At 40.7% G+C, this 20,629-nt stretch carries 17 protein-coding genes and 1 tRNA gene; 12 read left to right on the top strand and 6 right to left on the bottom strand.

Going from position 1 to position 20,629, the window contains the following annotated elements; genetic code table 11:
• Positions 1–495 precede the first annotated feature (495 nt).
• From C2869_RS20450 to C2869_RS20420, 7 genes are all read left to right on the top strand, one after another.
• Positions 496–1,416, top strand: coding sequence for an NYN domain-containing protein (locus C2869_RS20450; RefSeq protein WP_159084257.1), 921 nt, complete (start codon positions 496–498; stop codon positions 1,414–1,416).
• Between the two features lie 86 nt (positions 1,417–1,502).
• Positions 1,503–2,516, top strand: coding sequence for a tRNA dihydrouridine(20/20a) synthase DusA (gene dusA, locus C2869_RS20445; RefSeq protein ID WP_108604671.1), 1,014 nt, complete (start codon positions 1,503–1,505; stop codon positions 2,514–2,516).
• 292 nt (positions 2,517–2,808) lie between these two features.
• Positions 2,809–3,612 carry a CheR family methyltransferase gene (locus C2869_RS20440; RefSeq protein ID WP_108605146.1) on the top strand — a complete coding sequence of 268 codons (804 nt, stop codon included), beginning with the start codon at positions 2,809–2,811 and terminating at the stop codon, positions 3,610–3,612.
• A gap of 1 nt (position 3,613) precedes the next feature.
• Complete coding sequence (cheD, locus tag C2869_RS20435; RefSeq protein ID WP_108604670.1) at positions 3,614–4,243, top strand: chemoreceptor glutamine deamidase CheD; 630 nt, start codon at positions 3,614–3,616, stop codon at positions 4,241–4,243.
• 15 nt (positions 4,244–4,258) lie between these two features.
• The gene (locus C2869_RS20430; protein ID WP_108604669.1) at positions 4,259–5,302 is read left to right on the top strand and encodes a protein-glutamate methylesterase/protein-glutamine glutaminase; all 1,044 of its coding nucleotides are present in this window, start codon (positions 4,259–4,261) and stop codon (positions 5,300–5,302) included.
• A 282-nt stretch (positions 5,303–5,584) separates the two neighbouring features.
• Positions 5,585–6,691, top strand: a complete 1,107-nt coding sequence (locus tag C2869_RS20425; RefSeq protein ID WP_108604668.1) for a response regulator — start codon at positions 5,585–5,587, stop codon at positions 6,689–6,691.
• A 34-nt stretch (positions 6,692–6,725) separates the two neighbouring features.
• A complete protein-coding gene (locus C2869_RS20420; RefSeq protein ID WP_108604667.1) occupies positions 6,726–7,592 on the top strand; it encodes a thioredoxin family protein in 867 nt (288 codons plus the stop codon).
• Positions 7,593–7,635: 43 nt separating this feature from the next.
• On the opposite strand, the gene C2869_RS20415 is transcribed toward C2869_RS20420, so the two are convergent.
• Both C2869_RS20415 and C2869_RS20410 read right to left on the bottom strand, forming a co-directional pair.
• Positions 7,636–8,268 (bottom strand): tetratricopeptide repeat protein, encoded by a 633-nt coding sequence (locus C2869_RS20415; protein WP_108605145.1) that lies wholly within the window; start codon positions 8,266–8,268, stop codon positions 7,636–7,638.
• A 125-nt stretch (positions 8,269–8,393) separates the two neighbouring features.
• Positions 8,394–9,773 carry a S41 family peptidase gene (locus C2869_RS20410; RefSeq protein WP_159084256.1) on the bottom strand — a complete coding sequence of 460 codons (1,380 nt, stop codon included), beginning with the start codon at positions 9,771–9,773 and terminating at the stop codon, positions 8,394–8,396.
• Between the two features lie 383 nt (positions 9,774–10,156).
• Between C2869_RS20410 and C2869_RS20405 the strand changes: the two genes are divergently transcribed.
• A complete protein-coding gene (locus C2869_RS20405) occupies positions 10,157–12,394 on the top strand; it encodes a sensor domain-containing phosphodiesterase (protein ID WP_108604665.1) in 2,238 nt (745 codons plus the stop codon).
• Positions 12,395–12,401: 7 nt separating this feature from the next.
• Here the strand turns inward: C2869_RS20405 and C2869_RS20400 are convergent, their stop codons facing one another.
• From C2869_RS20400 to orn, 4 genes are all read right to left on the bottom strand, one after another.
• Positions 12,402–13,226 (bottom strand): lipase family protein, encoded by an 825-nt coding sequence (locus C2869_RS20400; protein WP_108604664.1) that lies wholly within the window; start codon positions 13,224–13,226, stop codon positions 12,402–12,404.
• Between the two features lie 161 nt (positions 13,227–13,387).
• Complete coding sequence (locus C2869_RS20395) at positions 13,388–15,331, bottom strand: alpha/beta hydrolase family protein (protein ID WP_108604663.1); 1,944 nt, start codon at positions 15,329–15,331, stop codon at positions 13,388–13,390.
• Positions 15,332–15,747: 416 nt separating this feature from the next.
• Positions 15,748–15,823: transfer RNA gene (locus tag C2869_RS20390), tRNA-Gly, on the bottom strand.
• A gap of 89 nt (positions 15,824–15,912) precedes the next feature.
• On the bottom strand, positions 15,913–16,458 hold the full coding sequence (orn, locus tag C2869_RS20385) for an oligoribonuclease (protein ID WP_108604662.1): 546 nt from the start codon (positions 16,456–16,458) through the stop codon (positions 15,913–15,915).
• Between the two features lie 132 nt (positions 16,459–16,590).
• Here orn and rsgA point away from each other — a divergent pair, with 132 nt between their 5' ends.
• The 4 genes from rsgA to C2869_RS20365 all read left to right on the top strand — a co-directional run bounded on the left by rsgA (position 16,591) and on the right by C2869_RS20365 (position 20,432).
• Positions 16,591–17,616 carry a small ribosomal subunit biogenesis GTPase RsgA gene (gene rsgA, locus C2869_RS20380; RefSeq protein ID WP_108604661.1) on the top strand — a complete coding sequence of 342 codons (1,026 nt, stop codon included), beginning with the start codon at positions 16,591–16,593 and terminating at the stop codon, positions 17,614–17,616.
• A 46-nt stretch (positions 17,617–17,662) separates the two neighbouring features.
• The gene (gene asd, locus C2869_RS20375) at positions 17,663–18,529 is read left to right on the top strand and encodes an archaetidylserine decarboxylase (protein ID WP_228710714.1); all 867 of its coding nucleotides are present in this window, start codon (positions 17,663–17,665) and stop codon (positions 18,527–18,529) included.
• 33 nt (positions 18,530–18,562) lie between these two features.
• Positions 18,563–19,435, top strand: coding sequence for a DMT family transporter (locus C2869_RS20370; protein ID WP_408011874.1), 873 nt, complete (start codon positions 18,563–18,565; stop codon positions 19,433–19,435).
• A gap of 298 nt (positions 19,436–19,733) precedes the next feature.
• The gene (locus C2869_RS20365) at positions 19,734–20,432 is read left to right on the top strand and encodes a glycerophosphodiester phosphodiesterase (RefSeq protein WP_108604659.1); all 699 of its coding nucleotides are present in this window, start codon (positions 19,734–19,736) and stop codon (positions 20,430–20,432) included.
• Positions 20,433–20,629 lie beyond the last annotated feature (197 nt).

Raw genomic sequence — 20,629 nt, 5'->3', positions numbered from 1 at the left:
GCTCTGACTAACGAACGTTGTTGGATCCCCGCCGATCTAAAAATGTGAAGAAAACCCTAAAAATGTCTGAAAATATTGAAGATCTAAAAGAAGAGAAAACTGGGGTGAACCCTAGAGAAACCGCTGCATCCAAGGCATCTAGCCTAGATCATACTTTCAGCGTTGCGCCCATGCTTGATTGGACGCATTAAAGGCTGAGACCGTTGTGTTGCTTGGTCTAAACCGTTTTCTCAATATTCATGCTCCCCATTTGGATCTCTGTTAGTGCTTTTCTCATTACATCTTTTCTGTATATAACTGATTTCAACTCAGAGTAAACGGATAATAAAATTGCTTAATTATCACCCGTCTTCCCTGTTTATTATTTGAAATGTTATCAAGTTTTGATTATTATTATAGATAACAACTTATCCACTTTTCACGCGTAGCTTGTCTCCTGAAAGGTGGGGGAAAATAACCGGCTTTGGCCGGTTTTTTCAATTATAGGGTATAGGATTGCAGACTAAGGTTTATATTGATGGTTATAATTTTTATTATGGCTGTTTGAAAGGCACTCATTACAAGTGGCTTGACTACTATACTTTATTCAACAATTTCCTGTTAAAACGCAATGGCTTAGGTAACCCCAAATTATCTGAGGGAGCCATAAAGCTTTTTACTGCGCCCATTCATGGTCGTGTGGCTATGGATGAAAACTCTGTATCCGATCAGCACTCTTATCATACCGCACTCGGCAAGCACTTATCTGAGAAGCTTCAAATTATAAATGGTCATTATGACGTTTCTAAAAGTAAGGCGAAATTATTTAAAGAAGGCTTAGAGCCAAAAGATAGCCCAAGCGTTGAAGTTTGGAAGATAGAAGAAAAGCAAAGTGATGTAAACGTAGCCGTTGAAGCTATCTATGATGCGCTTACAACGCCTGCTCTGGAACAAGTTGTGTTTGTGTCTAATGATACTGACATTTTACCAGCTATTAAAAAATTACAAATCTACAGAGATACGACTGGTAGAGATTTAAAAATTGGAGTTGTGATCCCAAGAAGGGAAGCTAGGATCGCAAATAAGTCCTTAATTGATGCTGCAGACTGGCACATAGCCTCAATTAAAGACGAAGAGTTTATAAAATCACAGTTACCTAATAGGATTGTAGCGGGGCGAAAAGCCGCGTTTAAACCTATATCGTGGTATGAATCGCCGGACTTAGTTGTAGAAATAAACTCTCTTCTTAAATCAGCATTTGGTAAAATGAATGCGGCATATCATTGGCTTGAAAGTACCCCACAAGATTACCCTGAGACACTTCCTGAGTTATTATCAACACCTTATGAAGAAATGAATAGTGAACAGGGTGCTCAGCGAGTTTTGGAGCATGTTAGGGCTATACTAGCCTATAAAAATAGCATTAATAGTGATTGATAATTTAGATAAAATTTTATTGCTGTTGAGCTGTAATAATGTAACTGATCATTTTAAGCAAAGAATAAATAGATAGCTCATACATAATGAAAAACAAAGATCGTAATAAAAATAACTTTCCTAGAAGTGATCGTGTTGATCACACCTTCAGTGTAGCACCGATGCTTGACTGGACTGATAAGCACTGTCGTTATTTTTATCGTTTAATGACTAAGCATGCAGTGCTTTATACCGAAATGGTGACAACTGGGGCGGTCATCCATGGTCAAAATGATTATTTGGCTTATGACCAAGCTGAGCATCCTGTGGTTTTACAATTAGGTGGCAGTGATCCGGTTGCAATGGCGGAATGTGCAATTAAGGCGACGGATTATGGTTACGATGAGATAAATATTAATGTCGGTTGCCCGTCTGATCGTGTGCAAAACGGAGCGTTTGGTGCGTGTTTAATGGCACAACCTCAGTTGGTTGCTGAATGCGTTGAAAAAATGCGCAGCGTAACATCAACACCGATAACAGTTAAAACCCGAATTGGTATTGATGATTTCGATAGCTATGAGTTTTTAACTGATTTTGTTAAAAGTAATATTGATGCTGGGTGTGAGCACTTTATTATTCATGCTCGCAAGGCTTGGTTACAAGGATTGAGCCCTAAACAGAATCGCGAAATTCCAGAATTGAATTATTCACGGGTTTATCAACTCAAAAACGACTTTCCTCAATTAACGATTAGCTTGAATGGCGGTGTTGAAACGTTTGAGCAAATTGATCAGCATTTACCGCATGTGGATGGCGTGATGTTAGGGCGAGCCGTGTATCAAAACCCGTATATGCTCACCGAGGTGGATGCGCGTTTATACGGACAAGCGGCTAGTACCTTAAGTCGCGAAGAGGTTGCACTAGCAATCATGCCTTATATCGAGCAACAAGTGAGCAATGACCCCAGAGCAACCACATGGCATATAGTTCGTCATATGCTGAACTTGTTTAATGGTCAGCCAGGAGCACGAGCGTGGCGCCGTTATTTAAGCGAAAATGCGCGCAAACATCCTAAAAACGCAGACATTATTAATCTTGCGTTAAATGCAATGAAAGGTTAGTAAAAGCCTTTCTTTGTTAGATTTAATCCGTTATAAAGACAGGGAATGGTAATTTATATTTAGGTTTTTTCTACTAATATAAATGTGTGAAGTGTTTGATATAGTTATCAATATTGACGTTGCATTCAGCCGTTTATGGGCTAGGCTAAGTTAAGCTGAGTATCAAAAGTAATATTGAACTGAATTGAAGTCATCCAAGGCTGATGACATGCGCAATAGTATTTCATTTCACTTCCAATCTTTTCCATACTGACATAGAGGTTAACGGACTTTGCAAAAACGCGAATTTGTGATGACGGATCAAGACTTTTTACGGATCCGTGATCAAGTTTATGCCACCGCTGGGATTGTGTTGGGCGATCATAAACGCGAGATGGTTTATTCTCGCTTGGCGAGACGTTTGCGTTTGTATAAGCATACCGACTTTGCTACCTACTTAAATTATTTAGAGCAGAATAAAGAGCAAGAATATAGTCACTTTATTAATGCCATTACCACCAACCTAACTTCATTTTTTCGCGAAAAGCATCATTTTGAGTTTTTACAAACAACAGCCGCTGCTGATATTCGTAAATGGCATGCGTTAGATAAGCGGGTGCGCATTTGGTCAGCGGGATGCTCGACTGGTGAAGAGCCTTATTCCATTGCGATGACAGCTATACCTGAATTAGTTAAGCCTGGCTGGGATGTTAAAATTTTAGCCACTGATCTTGATTCTAATGTGTTAGCTAAAGCGGCTAGTGGTGTTTATTCTGACTCAAATGTTGAAGGCATGGACGATACGTTAAAGCGCACTTGGTTTGTTCGTAACGCCACTAGTACGAGTTATAAAGTAAAAGATAGCTTACAAAAGCATATTAGTTTTAAGCGCTTAAACTTATTAGAGCCGTGGCCAATGAAGGGGCCGTTCGATATTATTTTTTGCCGTAATGTTGTGATTTACTTTGATCAACCGACGAAAGATGCTTTGTTTCAACGATATGCCGAGTTGTTACGCCCAGGTGGTTATTTATTTTTAGGGCATTCAGAGAGTATGCAACGGGGGATCCAAGAATTTGAGCCTTTAGGTCATACCATATATCGGAGACGAGGTTAGTATGTCTATTACGCTGCAGCCTACCTTAAAAGGGTTTGATGGTATAAAGCGTTTTATCGATAAACGCAGGGAGATAGTGGTTGCTAAAATTCTACCTGGTGAGCTGTATGTCACTAAAAATAATGAAATAGTATCGACAGTATTAGGGAGTTGTATTTCAGCCTGTATATGGGATGAAAAAATGGGAATAGGAGGCATGAATCATTTTATGTTGCCTATTAAACGCGATATGCACGGCGCGCATGGTTGGGAAAATGATTTGAGTTATACCTGTCGATATGGCCACTGGGCGATGGAACATTTAATCAACGAAATAATGAAGAATGGCGGTCAGCGCGATAATTTGCTGGCTAAAGTTTTTGGCGGTGGCAAGATAGTTCCGAATATGTCAGATGTCGGTGAAAGTAATATTGATTTTGTGCGACACTTTTTGCGAGAAGAGCATATTCCCGTTGTCGCCCATGATGTCGGTGGACCTTGGCCGCGTAAGGTTTTGTTTCACCCCAATAGTGGTACAGTGAAAATGAAAAAATTACGCAGTTTACACAACGATACTATCCAAGCGCGCGAATCCATTTACATGGAAGGTATCAAAGAAGAGCAGCAACAGTCCGATATCGAGTTGTTTTAGGTATAAAGGTTTTGTATGGCAATTAAAGTTCTGGTTATTGATGATTCCCCCCTTATCAGAGGGTTGCTAACTGAGATATTAAACGCAGCGCCTGATATTAAAGTTGTTGGCACGGCGGAAGACCCGTTTGATGCCCGTGAAAAAATTAAACAGCTGAATCCGGATGTATTGAGTTTAGATGTAGAAATGCCGCGTATGGATGGTATAAGTTTTCTTAAAAACTTAATGCGCTTGCGACCTATGCCGGTGGTTATGGTTTCTACGTTAACGGCAGAAGGCGCACCGGCAACGCTACAAGCATTAGAGCTAGGTGCGATTGATTATGTGTCTAAACCGAAAAATAATGTGGCAGAGGCACTGACAGAATATCAGGATGAATTACACAATAAAATTAGAACCGCCGCATTAGCGAAAGTTAGGGCAAGTACTGAGTTGCAAGCGTCTGTGGCTAAAGGCTCAATATTAAATGCCGAGCGAATGGTATTTAAGCCTCAGCATATTTTAGCGATTGGAGCCTCAACAGGCGGTACTGAAGCAATAAAAGAAGTGGTATTGCAATTGCCAGCTCATTGTCCGCCAACCGTTGTTACGCAACATATCCCGCCTATGTTTTCAACTTCGTTTGCGGCTCGTTTAAATGCGGCTGCTAAAGTCACTGTTTATGAAGCCACTTCTGGTCAAAAACTGGAACCGGGCAATGTTTATATTGCACCTGGAGATGATCATTTAACCATACGCCGTACAGCACAAGGGTATATTTGCCAGTTAGATCATGACGCGCCAGTTAATCGCCATCGACCCGCTGTAGATAAATTGTTTGATTCAGTTGCTGAAGTGACTAAGGGGAAAGCAACCGGCATAATATTAACAGGAATGGGAGCTGATGGCGCTAAAGGCCTACTTAATATGCGCAACGCTGGGTGTCACACAATTGCTCAAGATGAAGCCAGTAGTGTTGTTTGGGGAATGCCTGGTGCTGCTGTTGAGTTGGGGGCCGCCGAGACTATTTTGCCATTGTATAAAATTGCAAAACAAGCGCTGATTTCAGCGACTAAATAAGTCAGCGCTTGTTTACTCTGAGTTAATAAATATTAAGGGAGCTTTAGCTGCTTATTTATTCCGCTAACTTTTTATTAGCTGTTATAGCCACTTTGAACAAGGTTGTTGGAATCGCACCTTGAAATTATTTGCTGCTAAGCAACTTTGTTAAATCCCCTTTATATGAATGGTTTAAAACCATTTTTGCGACAACATTCAAATTGGCGATAATTCAGTTACTCTCTTAACGTTAAATATGTTTTAATTTAGCTACCCCAGAGCGCTTGAGAAATTAAACATTTAATGGATGCAACCCCCTCAACTGAAATATTTTTGGCTTGTTGCCAACAAATATGGCATACCACATCAGATGCCTTGTTATTAATTGAAGTGCAAGCTGACGTTTGCTTGCTTAAATATGCCAACAGTAGCTGTGGTGCTCAATTAGATTTTAAACAAGATAGTGATCTTGAAAGTCAGTTTCCTAGTATTTTTGCCAATAAATTGAGTGTGTTGTGCATTCAAGCAACCAGTAGCGGTAGTGAAGTTCGTTATGTTGATAGCAAAAAAAATGAACTTGTGTTGTTTCCCTTTGAAGTGGATCAGCAAAGCTGGGTACTGTGTCGCTTATCTAACTTACCCTCTATGTTAGCGCAGGCTGAAGCACCTAAAAATACAGAGCCTAGCGCAGAACAAGATCCAATTCCTGAGCCGTCTAGCTCAACTGATTGTCTAGAACCTGTGTTAGCTGGTTCAGTGTTGTTAGCGGAAGATCAGCTTGAAAACCGACAAATACTTGAGCGCTTATTACAGCGGATGGGATTAACCGTTGTACTAGCCAAAGACGGCGAAGAAGCGGTAGAGTTGGCATTAATGGATGATTTTGAATTACTTATTCTTAACATTCAAATGCCCGTATTAGGTGGCGAAAAAGCCTTGGAGCTATTGCGCCAAGCTGGAAATACCACTCCGGCCTTAGCATTTAGCGCTAATGTATCGGAGCAAAATTTAGCTCGCTATCAAGAAATAGGCTTTGCCGCGCATATTGCCAAGCCGATCGATCCGCAAGATTTAGTGAATACTGTCAATCAGTATATCAGTCGACCAACCGATGTAGATGCTAACCAAATAAACTTATCAAGCGAAGAATACTTATTGTTAAAGCGTCAATATATCAGCCATTTACCTGGGGATGTTGATCGTTTAACTTTGGCTTTTGAACAACAGAATTGGCGCTTAGCCAGTAAAGTGGCACATGTGATCAAGGGCTCAAGTATTAATTTTGGCTTTACTCAATTAAGTCAACTCGCTTCAGATATTGAAAATGCGTTAGACGATAACGATAATCAACAAGCACGACTTGTTTTGGATAAACTACTCGACGAGTTTCAGCGTTACCAATTAACCTAAATGCAAAGACGCATATAGAGAACGATAAAAAATTATGTTGCCAAACGAACAATCTAATATTCATGACCTAACACCGGAAAACTTTCAAAGCATTTTGCTTGAGCAATCACAAACTCAATTGGTGTTAGTGTTTTTTTGGGCGCAAAGCATTCCTGAGTCAGTGGAATTGCTGCCAGTGGTTGAGCATCTAGCAGGCCAACACTTAGGTAAAATTATTCTGGCGAAAGTCGATTGCGAAAGCCAGCGGCAAATTGCTATGCAATTTGGTGTGCAAGCAATACCTACGCTAGCGTTAGTAAAGGAAGGCCAGCCAATTGACGGTTTAGCGGGCCAACAAACTCAAGCACAAGTGCAAGAGTGGTTAGAAAATCATTTACCTAAGCCGGAAGATGAACTACTACAGCAAGCTCAAGTTTTAATAGCACAAGAGCAATATACACAAGCTTATTCACCGATAAGCCAAGCGATTGAAATAGCCCCTGAGCGAGTTGATATTCAAAAAGCTTTGATTGATGTCTATGTCAACACTGGTAAAGTGGCTGAAGCAGAAAGTTTATTAAGCCAAATCAAGATGATTGATCAAGATGATTATTATCAATCATTATTGGCTAAGCTAGAGCTAGCCAAGGAAGCGGCTGACTCACCAGAAATTCAAGCGCTTGAACAGCAAATTAAAGATAACCCTAGCGACGAAATGTTACCGGTTAAATTGGCGGTGGCCTTGCACCAAGTGCAGCGCAATGAGGAAGCTTTAGCCCATTTATTAGGGTTAATGACGCGGCGTTTAGACGCTGCAAATGGCGAAGCAAGAAAGATACTTATGGATATTTTGCAAACATTACCGGACGGTGATCCTTTAGCAACTAAGTGTCGTCGTCGTTTGTATAGTTTGTTGTACTAATCGCCATATTTGAGGTTTATCACGAATGGTAAACCTCAGCTAGCTAGCGGATCAGTGGCCGTTTAGCTTTGTTAACTAATTTGGCTGGCATTTTTTCTGCTAATTTTGCCAATGCCATTTGCGCTCGCTTATGTTGTTTTTTATCGACGATAATAGCGTTGTGTAGCCAGTGATAAGCGTACTCGTAATCGAGTGGGCTACCTAACCCTTGGTTGAACATATCCACTAAGCGAAATTGTGCTTTTAAGTTGCCTTGAGCTGCACTTTCTCGTAAGTACTCTAACGCTCGTTTAATATCAACTTGGACTAAGGTACCTTTGTGGTAATAGCGGCCAAGTTGTTCTAATGCTGCGGGTAAGCCCTGATGTGCGGCCTCTTTCATGTAATAGAGACCCAGTTCGGCGTTGCGCTCAATACAAACACCCCAAGCCAGCATGTCGCCCCAGAGGAATTGATATGCCGGTGTTTTTACAATTTCTGCCCTTGCTTGAATGTCTTGCACTAACTGACATTTATCTTCGACGACACGCGTTAAATGCTGGTTGTTGTTAATCCATTTTATTAAATCGTCTTGCTCATAAATTTGCACAACTCGCAGCTCGTCGGCGTTAACTAGCCTTGAACAGAGTGAAATTAGCAAAGCGATAAATAATAAGTGTGAATACAGCTTGAACATAGCAGTCTCGACGGCTTCGTCAGTTAATATAAAATTTGGGCGACTTTTTGACGCCCACAAGATGTTAACTGAATTTAAGCAATTATATTGCCAACTATAGTCAAGTTGTAGCCATTTAATACTTGTTAGTAGGCTAGACCTTGAGTCGATTGTAATGGTCGATAGCCCTGGCTCGCGGCTGTTACAGGGCAGCTACCTTGTTCTAAATAACTGATGGCCGTTGCGTAGGCCGTGTCATTTAAGCTCGCCCAGTCATCTTTTACTGTTTCGTCAGATACTGTGCAGTTAGGCGCAATACCTTGAAAATAATCACCGAAATTATCAGCATTGGTTGTTTGAAAGTTAAGAGCAACCATAGTTTCATCACACATTGGTGTGGGTACCATGCCAGCAGGCTTGCCACAGGTGGTGCTACCAATAGTGACAACATCAATATAAGGCGCTAAGCCATTAATGACTAACTCGCTGGCCGAGCACGTAGCGGCGCTAGTTAAAATGACAACGCGATTTAAATTAAGCGCATTGTTATATATGGTAGCAAAATTACTGGCGCCTAATTCGGGATCGAAGAGAGAAGCATCATCAAAACGCCTGACTAAAGCGTCTTGGCCATATTCACCAATTATGCTTTGTTGCACTGTGTTGTTGTAAATGTAGTTGAGATAGACCTGATCTTTCGTTTGTTGGCCGGCAATGTATGCTGCGAGCCGTCCTGAAATATCGACTCTGCCACCACCGTTATAGCGTAAATCTAATATTAGCTCGCTAACATTTGCTTGGCGTAAGGTGGTAAATGCTACGTCTAGCTCTTTTGCTGAAGGTTGGTTAAAGCCATGCTGAAAAGACAAATAGCCGACTTTCCCAATGTTGGTGTCGATACTGGTTGTTGCCATTACGGTATTGGCGTTAATGCTGCCTTTAGTAATGCTTGCAGTATGTTCTGTATCGTTAGGTGATAACCATTTTATATTGATTTGATGGCCTTCTGTATCCGGACCAAAAACTTGATTAAAGCGAGCATCGCCTGATTTTGCCCACGAAATAATATCGCTAGCTGAGTTATCACCTATCTCGGTAATACGTGAGCCTCTTGCTAAGCCGCCTAGTTCCGCGCCTGAATCTTTAAAAACAAAAATCACTCTAATGTAATCGTTGGCTTCACTATAATCTAAACTCATTCCATAGCCGAATACGTTACCTTGAGTGCGAGCTTGCCATTGCTCGGTAGGGAGAACAAAACTGTACTCATCGTTATCTGAGCGAAAGGCGTTTAAAAACGCGGCGGTAGATGAGTAATCAGCGGGGTTAATGTCGCTTTTAAGTTCATCTGGCCATAGGTAATTATTAGTTAAAAAATCATACCAGCTTTGATTCACTTGCGTTTGGTCGTTGCAATCAATTTGGTCATTGGGTGAACCTATTGGAGACACCGTTTGGTTATTACTGCCACCACCACAGGCGGTCAGTACTAAAGCAGACGAGAGAAAGATGGCTAACTTTTTCATAGTTATACACATTTATTTTGTTTTGATATTAAGCTTAACAGAGATTTACTGAAATGCTGTTAGCTAAGATGTTACAAAATGTTAACGCAAAAAAAGATGATTGGTAGTTATTTGCGGTAAATGACGGGTGATAGAGTCTGTTAAGTGAATAAACATTACATTTGTTCGTAAAAGTGAGTGTCGAGGGGCACGGTTAACAGCGCAAGGCGCAGATTTTACTGGCTTTGTCATTGTCATGAAAAATTGCTGAAAGCTCTAGGGCATGATGATGGTTTAACAATAAATGCTATTGGCCACTGAAAAGGTTGAAGTCAGATCTAATATTTTTAGAAATATGAACTAAGCTGATAATTTAGCAAAAGATTTTGTGCTAGTTGTAGGTTATGGATCTTAATCATAAATTTAAACATTTACATAGCGGTATTATATCTTTAACGCGCGAAACCAGTTATGCGCAAAAAGAGCGTCGCCTGAAATTACGTAACTTATTGAAACTATGCGCCAATCAGCTTGATGTTGAACGGGTGAGTGTTTGGAATTTAACGGAAGATAACCAAGCCATTTGCTGTGAATTGTTATTTATTAAGTCAACTACAGAGTACCAAAGTGATTTGATCCTTTATAAAGAAGATCACCCAAGCTACTTTAATGCCATAGAGCAGACAAAATTAATAGATGCTTTTGATGCGCAAACGGATACCCGCACTAAAGAATTCACTGAAAGCTATTTAATACCATTAAATATAAAAGCCATGCTAGATGCGCCCATTTTTACAAATGGGGTGTTTAAAGGGGTGCTGTGTCTTGAGCATGTTGGCTCTATCCGCCACTGGGATATTGCTGAATTATCTTTTGCAGCCTCGGTAGCTGATGCCATTTCATTGATGAACGAGCATGAGGCATGGCTAAAAGCTCATCAACAAGTCGAGATGCTAGAAAAATTTGATGTGCTAACGGGATTAGAAAGTCGTCAGTTTTTTCAACAGCGTATTACACGTGATATCAGTCGCACCCAGCGGCGCAATTGTTTTAGTAGTTTGTACGTGATTGGTATCGACTATTTTACTCAAGTTAACGATTTGTATGGTGCGGCTACGGCTGACACAATATTGAAAGCGATTGGCGAAAAATTCAATAAAATAGCCAAAGCATATGATTGTGCGCTTTCTCGTATTCATGGCGATACTTTTGCTCTGTGGATGCCGGTTATGCTCTATCCCGGTGACTTAAATAAAGTGGTTGAGGCCATCCAAAAAGAATTACAGCAACCCATATATTTGGATAAGCAGCAGCAATTTGATATCAGTTGTACAATTGGTATTGCATCTGACATTAATGGCGATGAGTTAATTGATCCGATTCGGGCGGCTGAAATTGCGTTAAAACGCGCTAAAGAAATTGAGCGCGGTGGATATCAATTGTTTTCTCAGTCGTGGCTAGAAGCCTTATTGGAAGATCAAAACATTGAAAAAGAAATATTGAGCGCTTTTGACAAGCGCCAATTTATCCCATTTTACCAACCTATTATTTGTAGTGAAACAGGGACGGTAAAAGGTGTAGAGGCACTAGTTCGTTGGCAGCACCCTACTCAGGGCATGGTGCCTCCCTTTAAATTTTTGCCTTTAATTTCTAAGCTCGGGTTAATGAACCGCCTAGGCTCTGTGATGCTTGAAGCCGCTTGTCGTGATTATCAACGCTTAACTGAACAGGCTACCACTATTCAATGGATTTCTGTCAATTTGGCCTCAGAGCAGTTATATGATGTTAATTTAGCTAATGAAATACTCGCTTTATTAAATCAGTATCATGTACCAGCATGTGGTTTGGAGTTAGAAATTGTTGAAGAGTTAATTAGTCAAGACTCGGATATTGTCCGCAATCAGTTAGAGGCATTATCTAACCTAGGTGTAAAATTATCTATTGATGATTTTGGTACAGGGTACTCTTCGTTATCACGTTTAAAACATCTACCGGTTAGCAAAATTAAAATAGATAAAACCTTTGTCGATGGCTTGCCAGATTCTTATGATGATCAATGTATTGTTAATTCGATTATTGGCTTAGCAAAAGGTATGAATTTGCAATTAGTTGCGGAAGGGGTAGAGGTTTCGCCTCAACTGGAATGGTTGCGCCAAAATGGCGTTGACTATTTTCAAGGCTATTTGTTTTCTAAACCCTTGGCGATTGACGACTTGTTAAGCTATTTAAACCTGAATAATTTACAGTTGGCGGTTAATGAGCAGCCCTATAAGTTAAAGTTAGAAAAGAATATTCTTTTTATTTACATCAAAGGGCATGTGAGTAGCGATGCTGTTCTAACCATGTTTGAAGATATAACCAGTTTAGTTGCTCCTATATTAGGGCAAAGTTGGGCGACTGTCGTAGATGTAACTCAATGGTACCCTGGAACACTGGAGTTGCAGAATGCGGTGATAAAAAATGCTTCTGTATTACTGGAAGGTGGACTGAATCGAGAAGCTTATATCGTTGGCGATTCTGAGATCGCCAACTATCAAATTAAATTAATGACACCTTGCGCTGCTGGGTATAAACGAGAGCAGTTTAATCACAAGCAGCAGGCGTTAGCTTGGTTAAAATTGGAAGGCTTCTCGCTTGATTAGCTTGTGTTTAGTTGTTCAACAGGTTTTTTAATCTGGGTATATAACTTTGTGGCCCGCCGTTTAGCACATGAAAGTCAACCAAACTGTCCGCCGAGCTTATATCATCGGCAAAATGTTTAATTGCATCAACTTGGCTTAATAGCCAAGAGTCATGTTCATGGCAAACTTGTTGCTCGGGCTTTAAAATGACGCGTTGTCCGGAATGAGCAAATAAAGGCTCCGGGGGAAGGTGAGGGATTAAATCTTCTTGATTAGCTACTCTAAAATGGCATGTGTTTAATGCTGCATTAAGTTGATTGGCAAACGCTTTGTCGGCAGGTCTTGGACTAGCGAATGTGTATATTGCTGTGACCGGTATGCTGTTTTCAATCAGCATGCCGGCAAACAAAGAGCATAATGCCCCGCCTAGACTATGGCCGGTAATCCATATATTTTGCTGTTGAGTTCGGTGTTGATTTACTGCATTTATTAAGGGAAGTACAGCTGGATATAGTGCTTCCTGAAATCCGACATGGGCAAGTGTGTCAAATAAAGGCCCTGGCTGTCGTTCTGCACGAATGTTGGTTTTCCAGTCAGCTATATCTGATGTTCCTCTAAAGGCAATAACTAAATTTTGTTCATTAGCCATAACAAAGGCTTGTGTGTCTATATCACTGCCTTTCGTTACCGAGATCATACTGCTATTTGCGTATCCCCAATTTTGGCAAGTATTAACAATGGTTTCGTTATCGCTGTAGGCAAGCTCACACAAAACGGCTAACGAAATAGCCGTTTTTACATCAAATTGTGGGTTGTTATTATTTAATACAATCTCGTAGTTTTGAAAATTCATAGTGTCGGTTTTGTTTATCCCCTTTTAAATATAACTATATTTAGATGTAACAAGGAGTGCAAGTGCAAAGGTGTGAGCCAAAATCGGTGTTTGATGATTGGAAGGGGGAATTAATTGTAGCTATCACCCTATTGTTGGATGATAGCTAAATGCATCTAAGGTTAGATGTGTTTGTGAATAAATTTATCGATAGCCTTTAATGTTTGTAAACGTGTTTTGTTTTTTAGCAGAGAGTGTCCTTCATCTTCTAATTCAACGAAAGTTACCTCTTTATCTTCATCATCTAGTTCATCATACATGTCGTCTGATTGTTCAAAAGGGACGACTGAGTCATCTTCACCATGAACTAATAAAATAGGAGCTTTGACTTTTTTCACGTGATTGATTGGCGAAATAGATTCTAGGAAATCGTCACCTAATTTTTGCTTATCAATGACATCTTTCCAATAAGCCACCACCCAGTGATCTGAGCCGTACTCTCGTTTTTCGTCGTCGATCATTTCTTCAACATCGCTGACACCGTTAATAGATACAACACATTTGTATACCTCAGGGGTAAACGTTGCACCTGCTAATGCCGCATAACCGCCATAACTGATCCCCACAATACAGACTCGATCAGGATCTATCATGCCTTGCTGTGCTAAGTGGTTTACGCCGTCTGTAAGGTCATCCTGCATTTTTTTACCCCATTCGCCACGACCTTTTAACACATGCTCGGCGCCAAACCCTTCAGAGCCTCTAAATTGCGGTTGGATCACAACAAAACCGCGGTTTGCAAAGTATTGAGCAAGCCAGTGAAAACCATATTTATCGTAAGACTCAGGGCCACCATGTGGGAACATAATAGCGGGTAATTGACTTGGTTTGCCTTGCGCAACCTTTGGTGTTGTTACTAAAGCGGGAATAGTTAAACCGTCACGCGCTTTATATTCAGTAATCAAAACAGGGTTAACAAAGCTGGCGTCTACTTGAGGTCTAGCACTAGCGACATGTACAAAATCATTGTTGGTAAACAAGAAGTAATCACCTGAAGATGATTCACCTTCCATGTAGAATAAAATTTGCTGCCAATCAGGCGTATAGTCATCAATTCTAAAACTATTGTCTGGCATGGCTTGTTGAATAGCGGTAAAGACTTTTTCTAGTTTTTTATCGAAGAAAGCATAAGTAGGTTTGAAGCCCGAGTATTGCACTCCATATACAATGCGCTGGATGTCAGTGAGTACACGTTCAACGTCGGCATCTTCTCGCGAAAATAAAGGCCCTGTTATGCTGCCATCTTTAATTGCCATGGTGTAGTAAGCATCGCGACCATTTTGGCCGTTGGCGATCATCACAAGCGATTGCCTATCAGGAGTTAAGCCGACAAAGCCTTTAGTTCGGTATGGTGTTGTTTCAGAAAATATATCTACCCATTCTCCATCATCATAGCGTTGAATACGGTGTAGGTTTTTTTCGTTATTGAATCTTTCGCGGACTAGAATTTCGCCCTTTTCATCAACAAAGAAATCAATGGCATCTGCGGTTCCCTTTTTTATGGCTCTTGGTTTGCGTTTTTTGTTTAGGGTGACACGCGTGAGGGTCATTTTAGGTACCTCATGCATACGGTTATCGTCACCTAGATAAGCTGGCATATAGGCGTACTCTTTGTCGGGTGATAAGCCGACTATGCTGCCTAATCCCGTTTGCCCGCGATAGATGCCATAGCCAGGGATAAGCAGTTGACGCATTTTTTTTGTATCGGCATCAAACACAAAGGCGGTACTGACATCATGCTTACCTTGATAACCGAAAATAGCACGATATTCAGATGCTCGAATTATGATGCGTGTTTCATCGATAAAGTAGGCATCTTCTGCGGTTATGCCAGATAAGTTGACACCGCTAATGGTTTTTCCTGAGGCAACTTCGCGTACGAACAGTAAATCTTTATCATCTTTTGTATACCTCATAGCGACTCGTTTTCCGCTAGGTGAAATTCTTACCATACTGACTTCTGGCAAGGTTCCATAGGCTTCAAGTGGCAAATGCTTAGGTGACTGAGCTAAAACACTCATACTGATTAATGCCAAAAAAACAGTGAAGATACGCGTAATTCGCATGCATAAATCCTTTTATTGTGAAGGTGAAATCAGGTTTTGATATTACCTTTTGATATGCTCATCGGCTAGTCTAAATTTTTTTAATCTGTAGCTAAGATAGCCCCTATGCTCGATTGATGATTGAGATTAGGCAAATTATTTTGTGGAATATAACCGTTGTAAAATATCTCGTTTTTGTTGGTGAGTTTTTATGCTTGCAGTGCCTGCAAACCTTGCTGACCCAAAAGTAAAACAACAAAATCCTGTGCGTCGTATTAAAAGCCTCGTTCCATTGTAGGGCCGAATTTATTTCGGCTGGCACAAGGTTTGTTGATGTAAAATTGACCCTATCGTTTAGCAAGTGGTTATAAATTCAACCGTTCAAGGCTTTTGATTTAGGGGACTAGTTAGGAAAGTAAAAAAGATAAAAGAGAATTTGGAGCGGCTAACGAGACTCGAACTCGTGACCCCAACCTTGGCAAGGTTGTGCTCTACCAACTGAGCTACAGCCGCATCCTGAAAGGATTCAAGCACTTAAGCGATGTGTACCGCTCAAGTGCTGGCGCATTCTATACAGATTAAATTCGAATGCAAGCCTTTTTTTAAATATTGAAAAACTTTTCTTTGTAGCGGGCTAATTCTTCAATGGATTCGTAAATATCGTCAAGCGCTAAGTGCACGCCTTTTTTACGGTAATCCGATACCAATTCAGGGCGCCAGCGACGAGCTAACTCTTTAACTGTACTGACATCCAAATTACGATAGTGGAAGAATTCTTCTAACACAGGCATGTGCACAAACATAAAACGGCGATCCTGACCTATGCTATTGCCACACATCGGTGATTTACCAGCCGGAACATATTGTTTGAGAAAATCAATGGTTTTTAATTGCGCTTGTAACTCGTCGACGTCACTTTGGCGACAGCGTTCAGTTAAACCAGACTTACCATGCTGCGTTACGCACCATTCATCCATGTTGTCGAGTATTTCATCTGGTTGATGAATGGCAAACACAGGTCCTTCAGCAATTATATTAAGTTCGCTGTCGGTTACTATGGTTGCAATTTCCAGAACTTTATCGGTTTCCGGATCCAATCCGGTCATCTCTAAGTCTAGCCAGACCAGATTATTTTCGCTAAATGACATATATGTGAGACCTTATACGGCAATCCGTCCTTAACATTACAAAAAGTCACTGTAAGATATAAGGAGAACAAGCAAGCTATGTTTGCTTTCATCAGTTTATAACATCTTAAATTATTTATTAAAAATCGTATAGTGGCAAAGAAAAAAAAGCTCAACCAACAACAAATAAGACGCCTTAAAGCTAATCATAGTCGAAAACTTGAGAAAAAGGCGGAAACAAATCAATTAGATGACTCGGCGCTGGGTGCAACCGAGGCTGGTATTGTGGTCAGTCGGTTTGGTCAGCACGCGGATATTCAAGACAGCTCTGGTGTTATCAAACGGTGTGATATTCGTCGAACGATTGATTCTTTAGTATCTGGCGATAAGGTAGTATGGCGTCCAGCAGAAGAAAGCCAGTCTGATAAAGACGGGGTTATTGAGGCTGTGCAGCCGAGATCTACCGTTTTGAGTCGGCCGGACTTTTATGATGGCCTAAAACCGGTAGCAGCCAATATTGACCAAGTCGTGATTGTTTCGGCTATTAAACCTGAACTGTCCCTGCAAATTTTAGATCGTTATTTGGTGGCGGTCGAAAATATGGGAGCCAGACCTGTGATTGCTATTAATAAAGTCGAACTGCTCTCGGATGACGAGTTAAACGAGCTGCATAAAACCATGGCTTATTATGAAAACTTGGGTTATGACGTTCATTTAGTGAGTGTTAAACAAAGCATAGGTTTAGATAAGTTTAACACTATGCTGGCAGACAATGTTTCTATTGTTGTTGGGCAATCTGGGGTCGGTAAATCTTCTTTGGTTAATTATTTGCTGCCTGATGTGCAAACACAGGTCAATGAAGTGTCGGATGTGTCTGGCTTGGGTCAGCATACGACAACCGTGTCTCGTTTATACAATTTACCTTGTGGAGGGTATTTAATTGACTCGCCTGGGGTACGCGAATTTTCTTTGTGGCATTTAAGTCAAGAGGAGATTTTTGATGGTTTTATCGAGTTTTCGCAGTATAAAACTTGTAAATTTCGAGATTGCTCGCATCAAAATACGCCAAAGTGCGGTATTATAGCTGCCGTTGAGTCGGGGCATATTTTGCCTTCACGCTTAGCGCATTATTTTAAAATTATAGAATCAAATCAAGAAGATAAGCCCAACCGATTTTAGCGGTTTCGGGTAATTATTGATAATAATGAAGAAGGAAAGTTTTCCGGTGTCTGCTGAAAAATTTAAGGTCGCGTTGCAGTATTGTTTCCCCCAGCATGGTTTATCACGCTTGGTTGGCTGGTTAGCCGCATCAAATAATCGTTTTATTAGTCAAACTTTTATTAATACCTTTGCCAGTTCATTTGGCATCACATTAGAAGAAGCTGAGCGGGGCGAGTTTACCGCTTATAAAAGTTTTAACGACTTCTTTACGCGCACGTTAAAGGCGGAAGCGCGCCCTTTAGATCTGGACCCTAAAAGCTTTGTTAGTCCTGTTGATGGTGCGGTTAGTCAGCAAGGTGATGTTGAGTCGGGCACCATAGTGCAAGCAAAAGGCCATAATTATAGTGTGGCAACCTTGCTAGGTGGCGATCCGCTATTAGCCGAACCTTTTGAAGGCGGAAAATTTACCACTATTTATTTGTCACCGCGTGATTATCATCGTATTCATATGCCAGTCACAGGAACATTAACTAAAATGACCTATGTGCCAGGTAAATTATTTTCGGTTAACCCAGCCACTACGCGCCATGTACCAGGTTTATTTGCCCGCAACGAGCGCCTAGTTTGTCATTTTGATACGGCTTTTGGTGAAATGGTTATGGTATTGGTTGGTGCAACGATTGTTGCGGCAATTGAAACCGTATGGGCAGGGCAGGTAACACCGCCGACCGGTAAAAATACTTTTACTTGGCATTACAAAGGCGATAAGGCTATCACGTTAGATAAAGGACAAGAGATGGGCTTGTTTAAACTAGGGTCGACTGTGATTATGCTAATGCCGAAAAATGCTGTGGCATTTGACGAAAATTACCAAGCAGAATCCGTTGTCCGCATGGGAGCTCGTATTGGTAGCCTTACAGAAAATGCCTAATTTTTTGTTTGTTACTGTTAATAGTATGACAAGGTGAACGTGCAACCTAACCACAAAGTAGCCCTACTCCAAACCCATTTAGCCGTATTATTACTTGCTGGTACGGCTCTTTTCAGCAAATTGATACCAATGAATGCAACCGCTATATCAGCCGGTCGTGCCGTTATAGCTTGTTTGCTATTAGTTTTGGTGGTTAAGCTAAAAGGAAACAAGCTTAGGCTATTAAACCATAGAGATTATGCAGTAGGTTTTTTGCTTGGTGTTTTAATGGCATCGCATTGGGTGACTTATTTTTACGCAATGCAATATTCGACCGTTGCCGTTGGCATGATCGCTTTGTATACCTTTCCCGTGCTCACCGTATTTTTGGAACCCTTGCTTGATAAGCGCATGCCCGCGTTAAAAGATATTGTTTTAGCGGTATTTGTTTTTACGGGTGTGCTGTTAATGGTTCCGGAATTTAGCCTTGAGAGTCAGTACACCCTTGGTATTTTGTTAGGGGTATTGTCAGCGGTGTTTTTTACATTACGTAATATTCTTAATAAATATGCGTTTACTCACTATTCAGCGACAAAAAACATGAGTATTCAGGCATTGGTGATTGCCATCTTGCTAATGCCTTGGGGGTATGATGCGTTTCATCAAATCTCTATTTCTACATTGTTGTTGTTTTTATTATTGGGAACCGCATTTACTGCTTTACCGCACGTGCTTATTGTTTCAGGTCTTAGAACGTTGCAGGCCAAGAGCATGAGTTTAATTGCCTGTTTATCACCTGTATATGGCGCTATACTGGCATTATTGATTTTGCATGAAATGCCTAATGTACAAACCGTTGTAGGTGGTTTGATAGTGTTATCTGCAGCCATTATGGAAACCTTATCCCTAGGGCGCAAACAGAGTTAATTAACCTCAACTCTGGTTAAGAATTGCGAACATTTTAATTTTTTAGCATTAGTTTCAGTTAGTTAACGAGTTTTTATAATTAACAATAGTTATTTTATATTTCTGGAGAGAAATTTGGGCCAAGAACAAAGATAATTGCTCCATGCATTATCTCCTTACCCTCCATCCATGGAGGGCAAGGCAAGTTTACGCGTCAATAGCTAGCCTATTGCAAGTAAACTTAACGCCCAATTTTTTACAAGAGCTTGGTTCAAAGAGCCTCCAGAAACGGATTTATTATCTAGTGTTGAGGTTAAATATGTGGATATTTGCTCATCGAGGGGCTAGTGGTCATGCCCCCGAAAATACGTTAAAAGCGATTTCGTTAGCCATGGATATGCAATGTGATGGCATAGAGATCGATGTCCATGAATGTGACGGGCAATTAATTGTCATTCACAACCGATGGTTAAACTCGACCACTAATGGTCAGGGTATTATTCATCAACATAGCTTTGCCCACCTACGGAGCTTGGATGCTGGGCTTGGTGAAAAAATACCCACCCTGCGTGAAGTGTTAACCTGTGTAAAAGGCCGTTGTATGGTCAATATTGAGGTTAAATCTTGGCTAACAGAGCGCTTAGTTTTAGCTGAAATGGATTATGCTGTGCAAAGCTTAGGCTTTAGTGATCAACAACTTATTCTTTCTTCATTCAACCACCATATTTTGCATGCAGCAAAACAACAACGCCCACAAACGTTGATTGGTGCATTAACCTCATGTATTCCTTTGCATTACGCGCATTTTGCTCAAGAGTTACAGGCATTCTCAGTGAATTGTGACATCGACTTTATAAATCAAGCTATGGTTGATGACGCTCATCAACGAGGACTCAAAGTCTTGGTTTATACCGCTAATGAGCTAGATGATATTGAGAGTATGGCAAAACTGGGAGTAGACGGTGTGTTTACGAACTACCCGACTAGAGCCATGAGTCGACTTGCTCACAAACTTTAGTTTTTTACGATAGCCTAAAGTTTCGCACTAATAGTGTTTTGATCTTTCAGATTTTTGCATACTAATGTAATGTCTTGATAAAGAACGCATTTTCTTTGCCTAGCTTGGTTTTTAAGTATGGATAGCTTTAATTTAATGGACGCTTGCTTGAATAGCCCATCATTGTTACCTATCTAAATTTTTTTTTGTTGTTTTTA

The sequence above is a fragment of the Saccharobesus litoralis genome (genome assembly GCF_003063625.1).
Lineage (GTDB): Bacteria > Pseudomonadota > Gammaproteobacteria > Enterobacterales > Alteromonadaceae > Saccharobesus > Saccharobesus litoralis.
The sequence above is the reverse complement of the archived record's forward strand: the minus strand, read 5'-3'. Positions and strand labels throughout refer to the sequence as shown.

Coding starts and splice junctions, on each gene's coding strand:
- C2869_RS20425 (WP_108604668.1), top strand. CDS start 5,585: ATGGATGCAACCCCCTCAACTGAAATATTTTTGGCTTGTTGCCAACAA.
- C2869_RS20410 (WP_159084256.1), bottom strand. CDS start 9,773: ATGAAAAAGTTAGCCATCTTTCTCTCGTCTGCTTTAGTACTGACCGCC.
- C2869_RS20365 (WP_108604659.1), top strand. CDS start 19,734: ATGTGGATATTTGCTCATCGAGGGGCTAGTGGTCATGCCCCCGAAAAT.
- C2869_RS20420 (WP_108604667.1), top strand. CDS start 6,726: ATGTTGCCAAACGAACAATCTAATATTCATGACCTAACACCGGAAAAC.
- C2869_RS20415 (WP_108605145.1), bottom strand. CDS start 8,268: ATGTTCAAGCTGTATTCACACTTATTATTTATCGCTTTGCTAATTTCA.
- C2869_RS20395 (WP_108604663.1), bottom strand. CDS start 15,331: ATGCGAATTACGCGTATCTTCACTGTTTTTTTGGCATTAATCAGTATG.
- C2869_RS20400 (WP_108604664.1), bottom strand. CDS start 13,226: ATGAATTTTCAAAACTACGAGATTGTATTAAATAATAACAACCCACAA.
- cheD (WP_108604670.1), top strand. CDS start 3,614: ATGTCTATTACGCTGCAGCCTACCTTAAAAGGGTTTGATGGTATAAAG.
- orn (WP_108604662.1), bottom strand. CDS start 16,458: ATGTCATTTAGCGAAAATAATCTGGTCTGGCTAGACTTAGAGATGACC.
- dusA (WP_108604671.1), top strand. CDS start 1,503: ATGAAAAACAAAGATCGTAATAAAAATAACTTTCCTAGAAGTGATCGT.
- C2869_RS20430 (WP_108604669.1), top strand. CDS start 4,259: ATGGCAATTAAAGTTCTGGTTATTGATGATTCCCCCCTTATCAGAGGG.
- C2869_RS20405 (WP_108604665.1), top strand. CDS start 10,157: ATGGATCTTAATCATAAATTTAAACATTTACATAGCGGTATTATATCT.
- C2869_RS20440 (WP_108605146.1), top strand. CDS start 2,809: ATGACGGATCAAGACTTTTTACGGATCCGTGATCAAGTTTATGCCACC.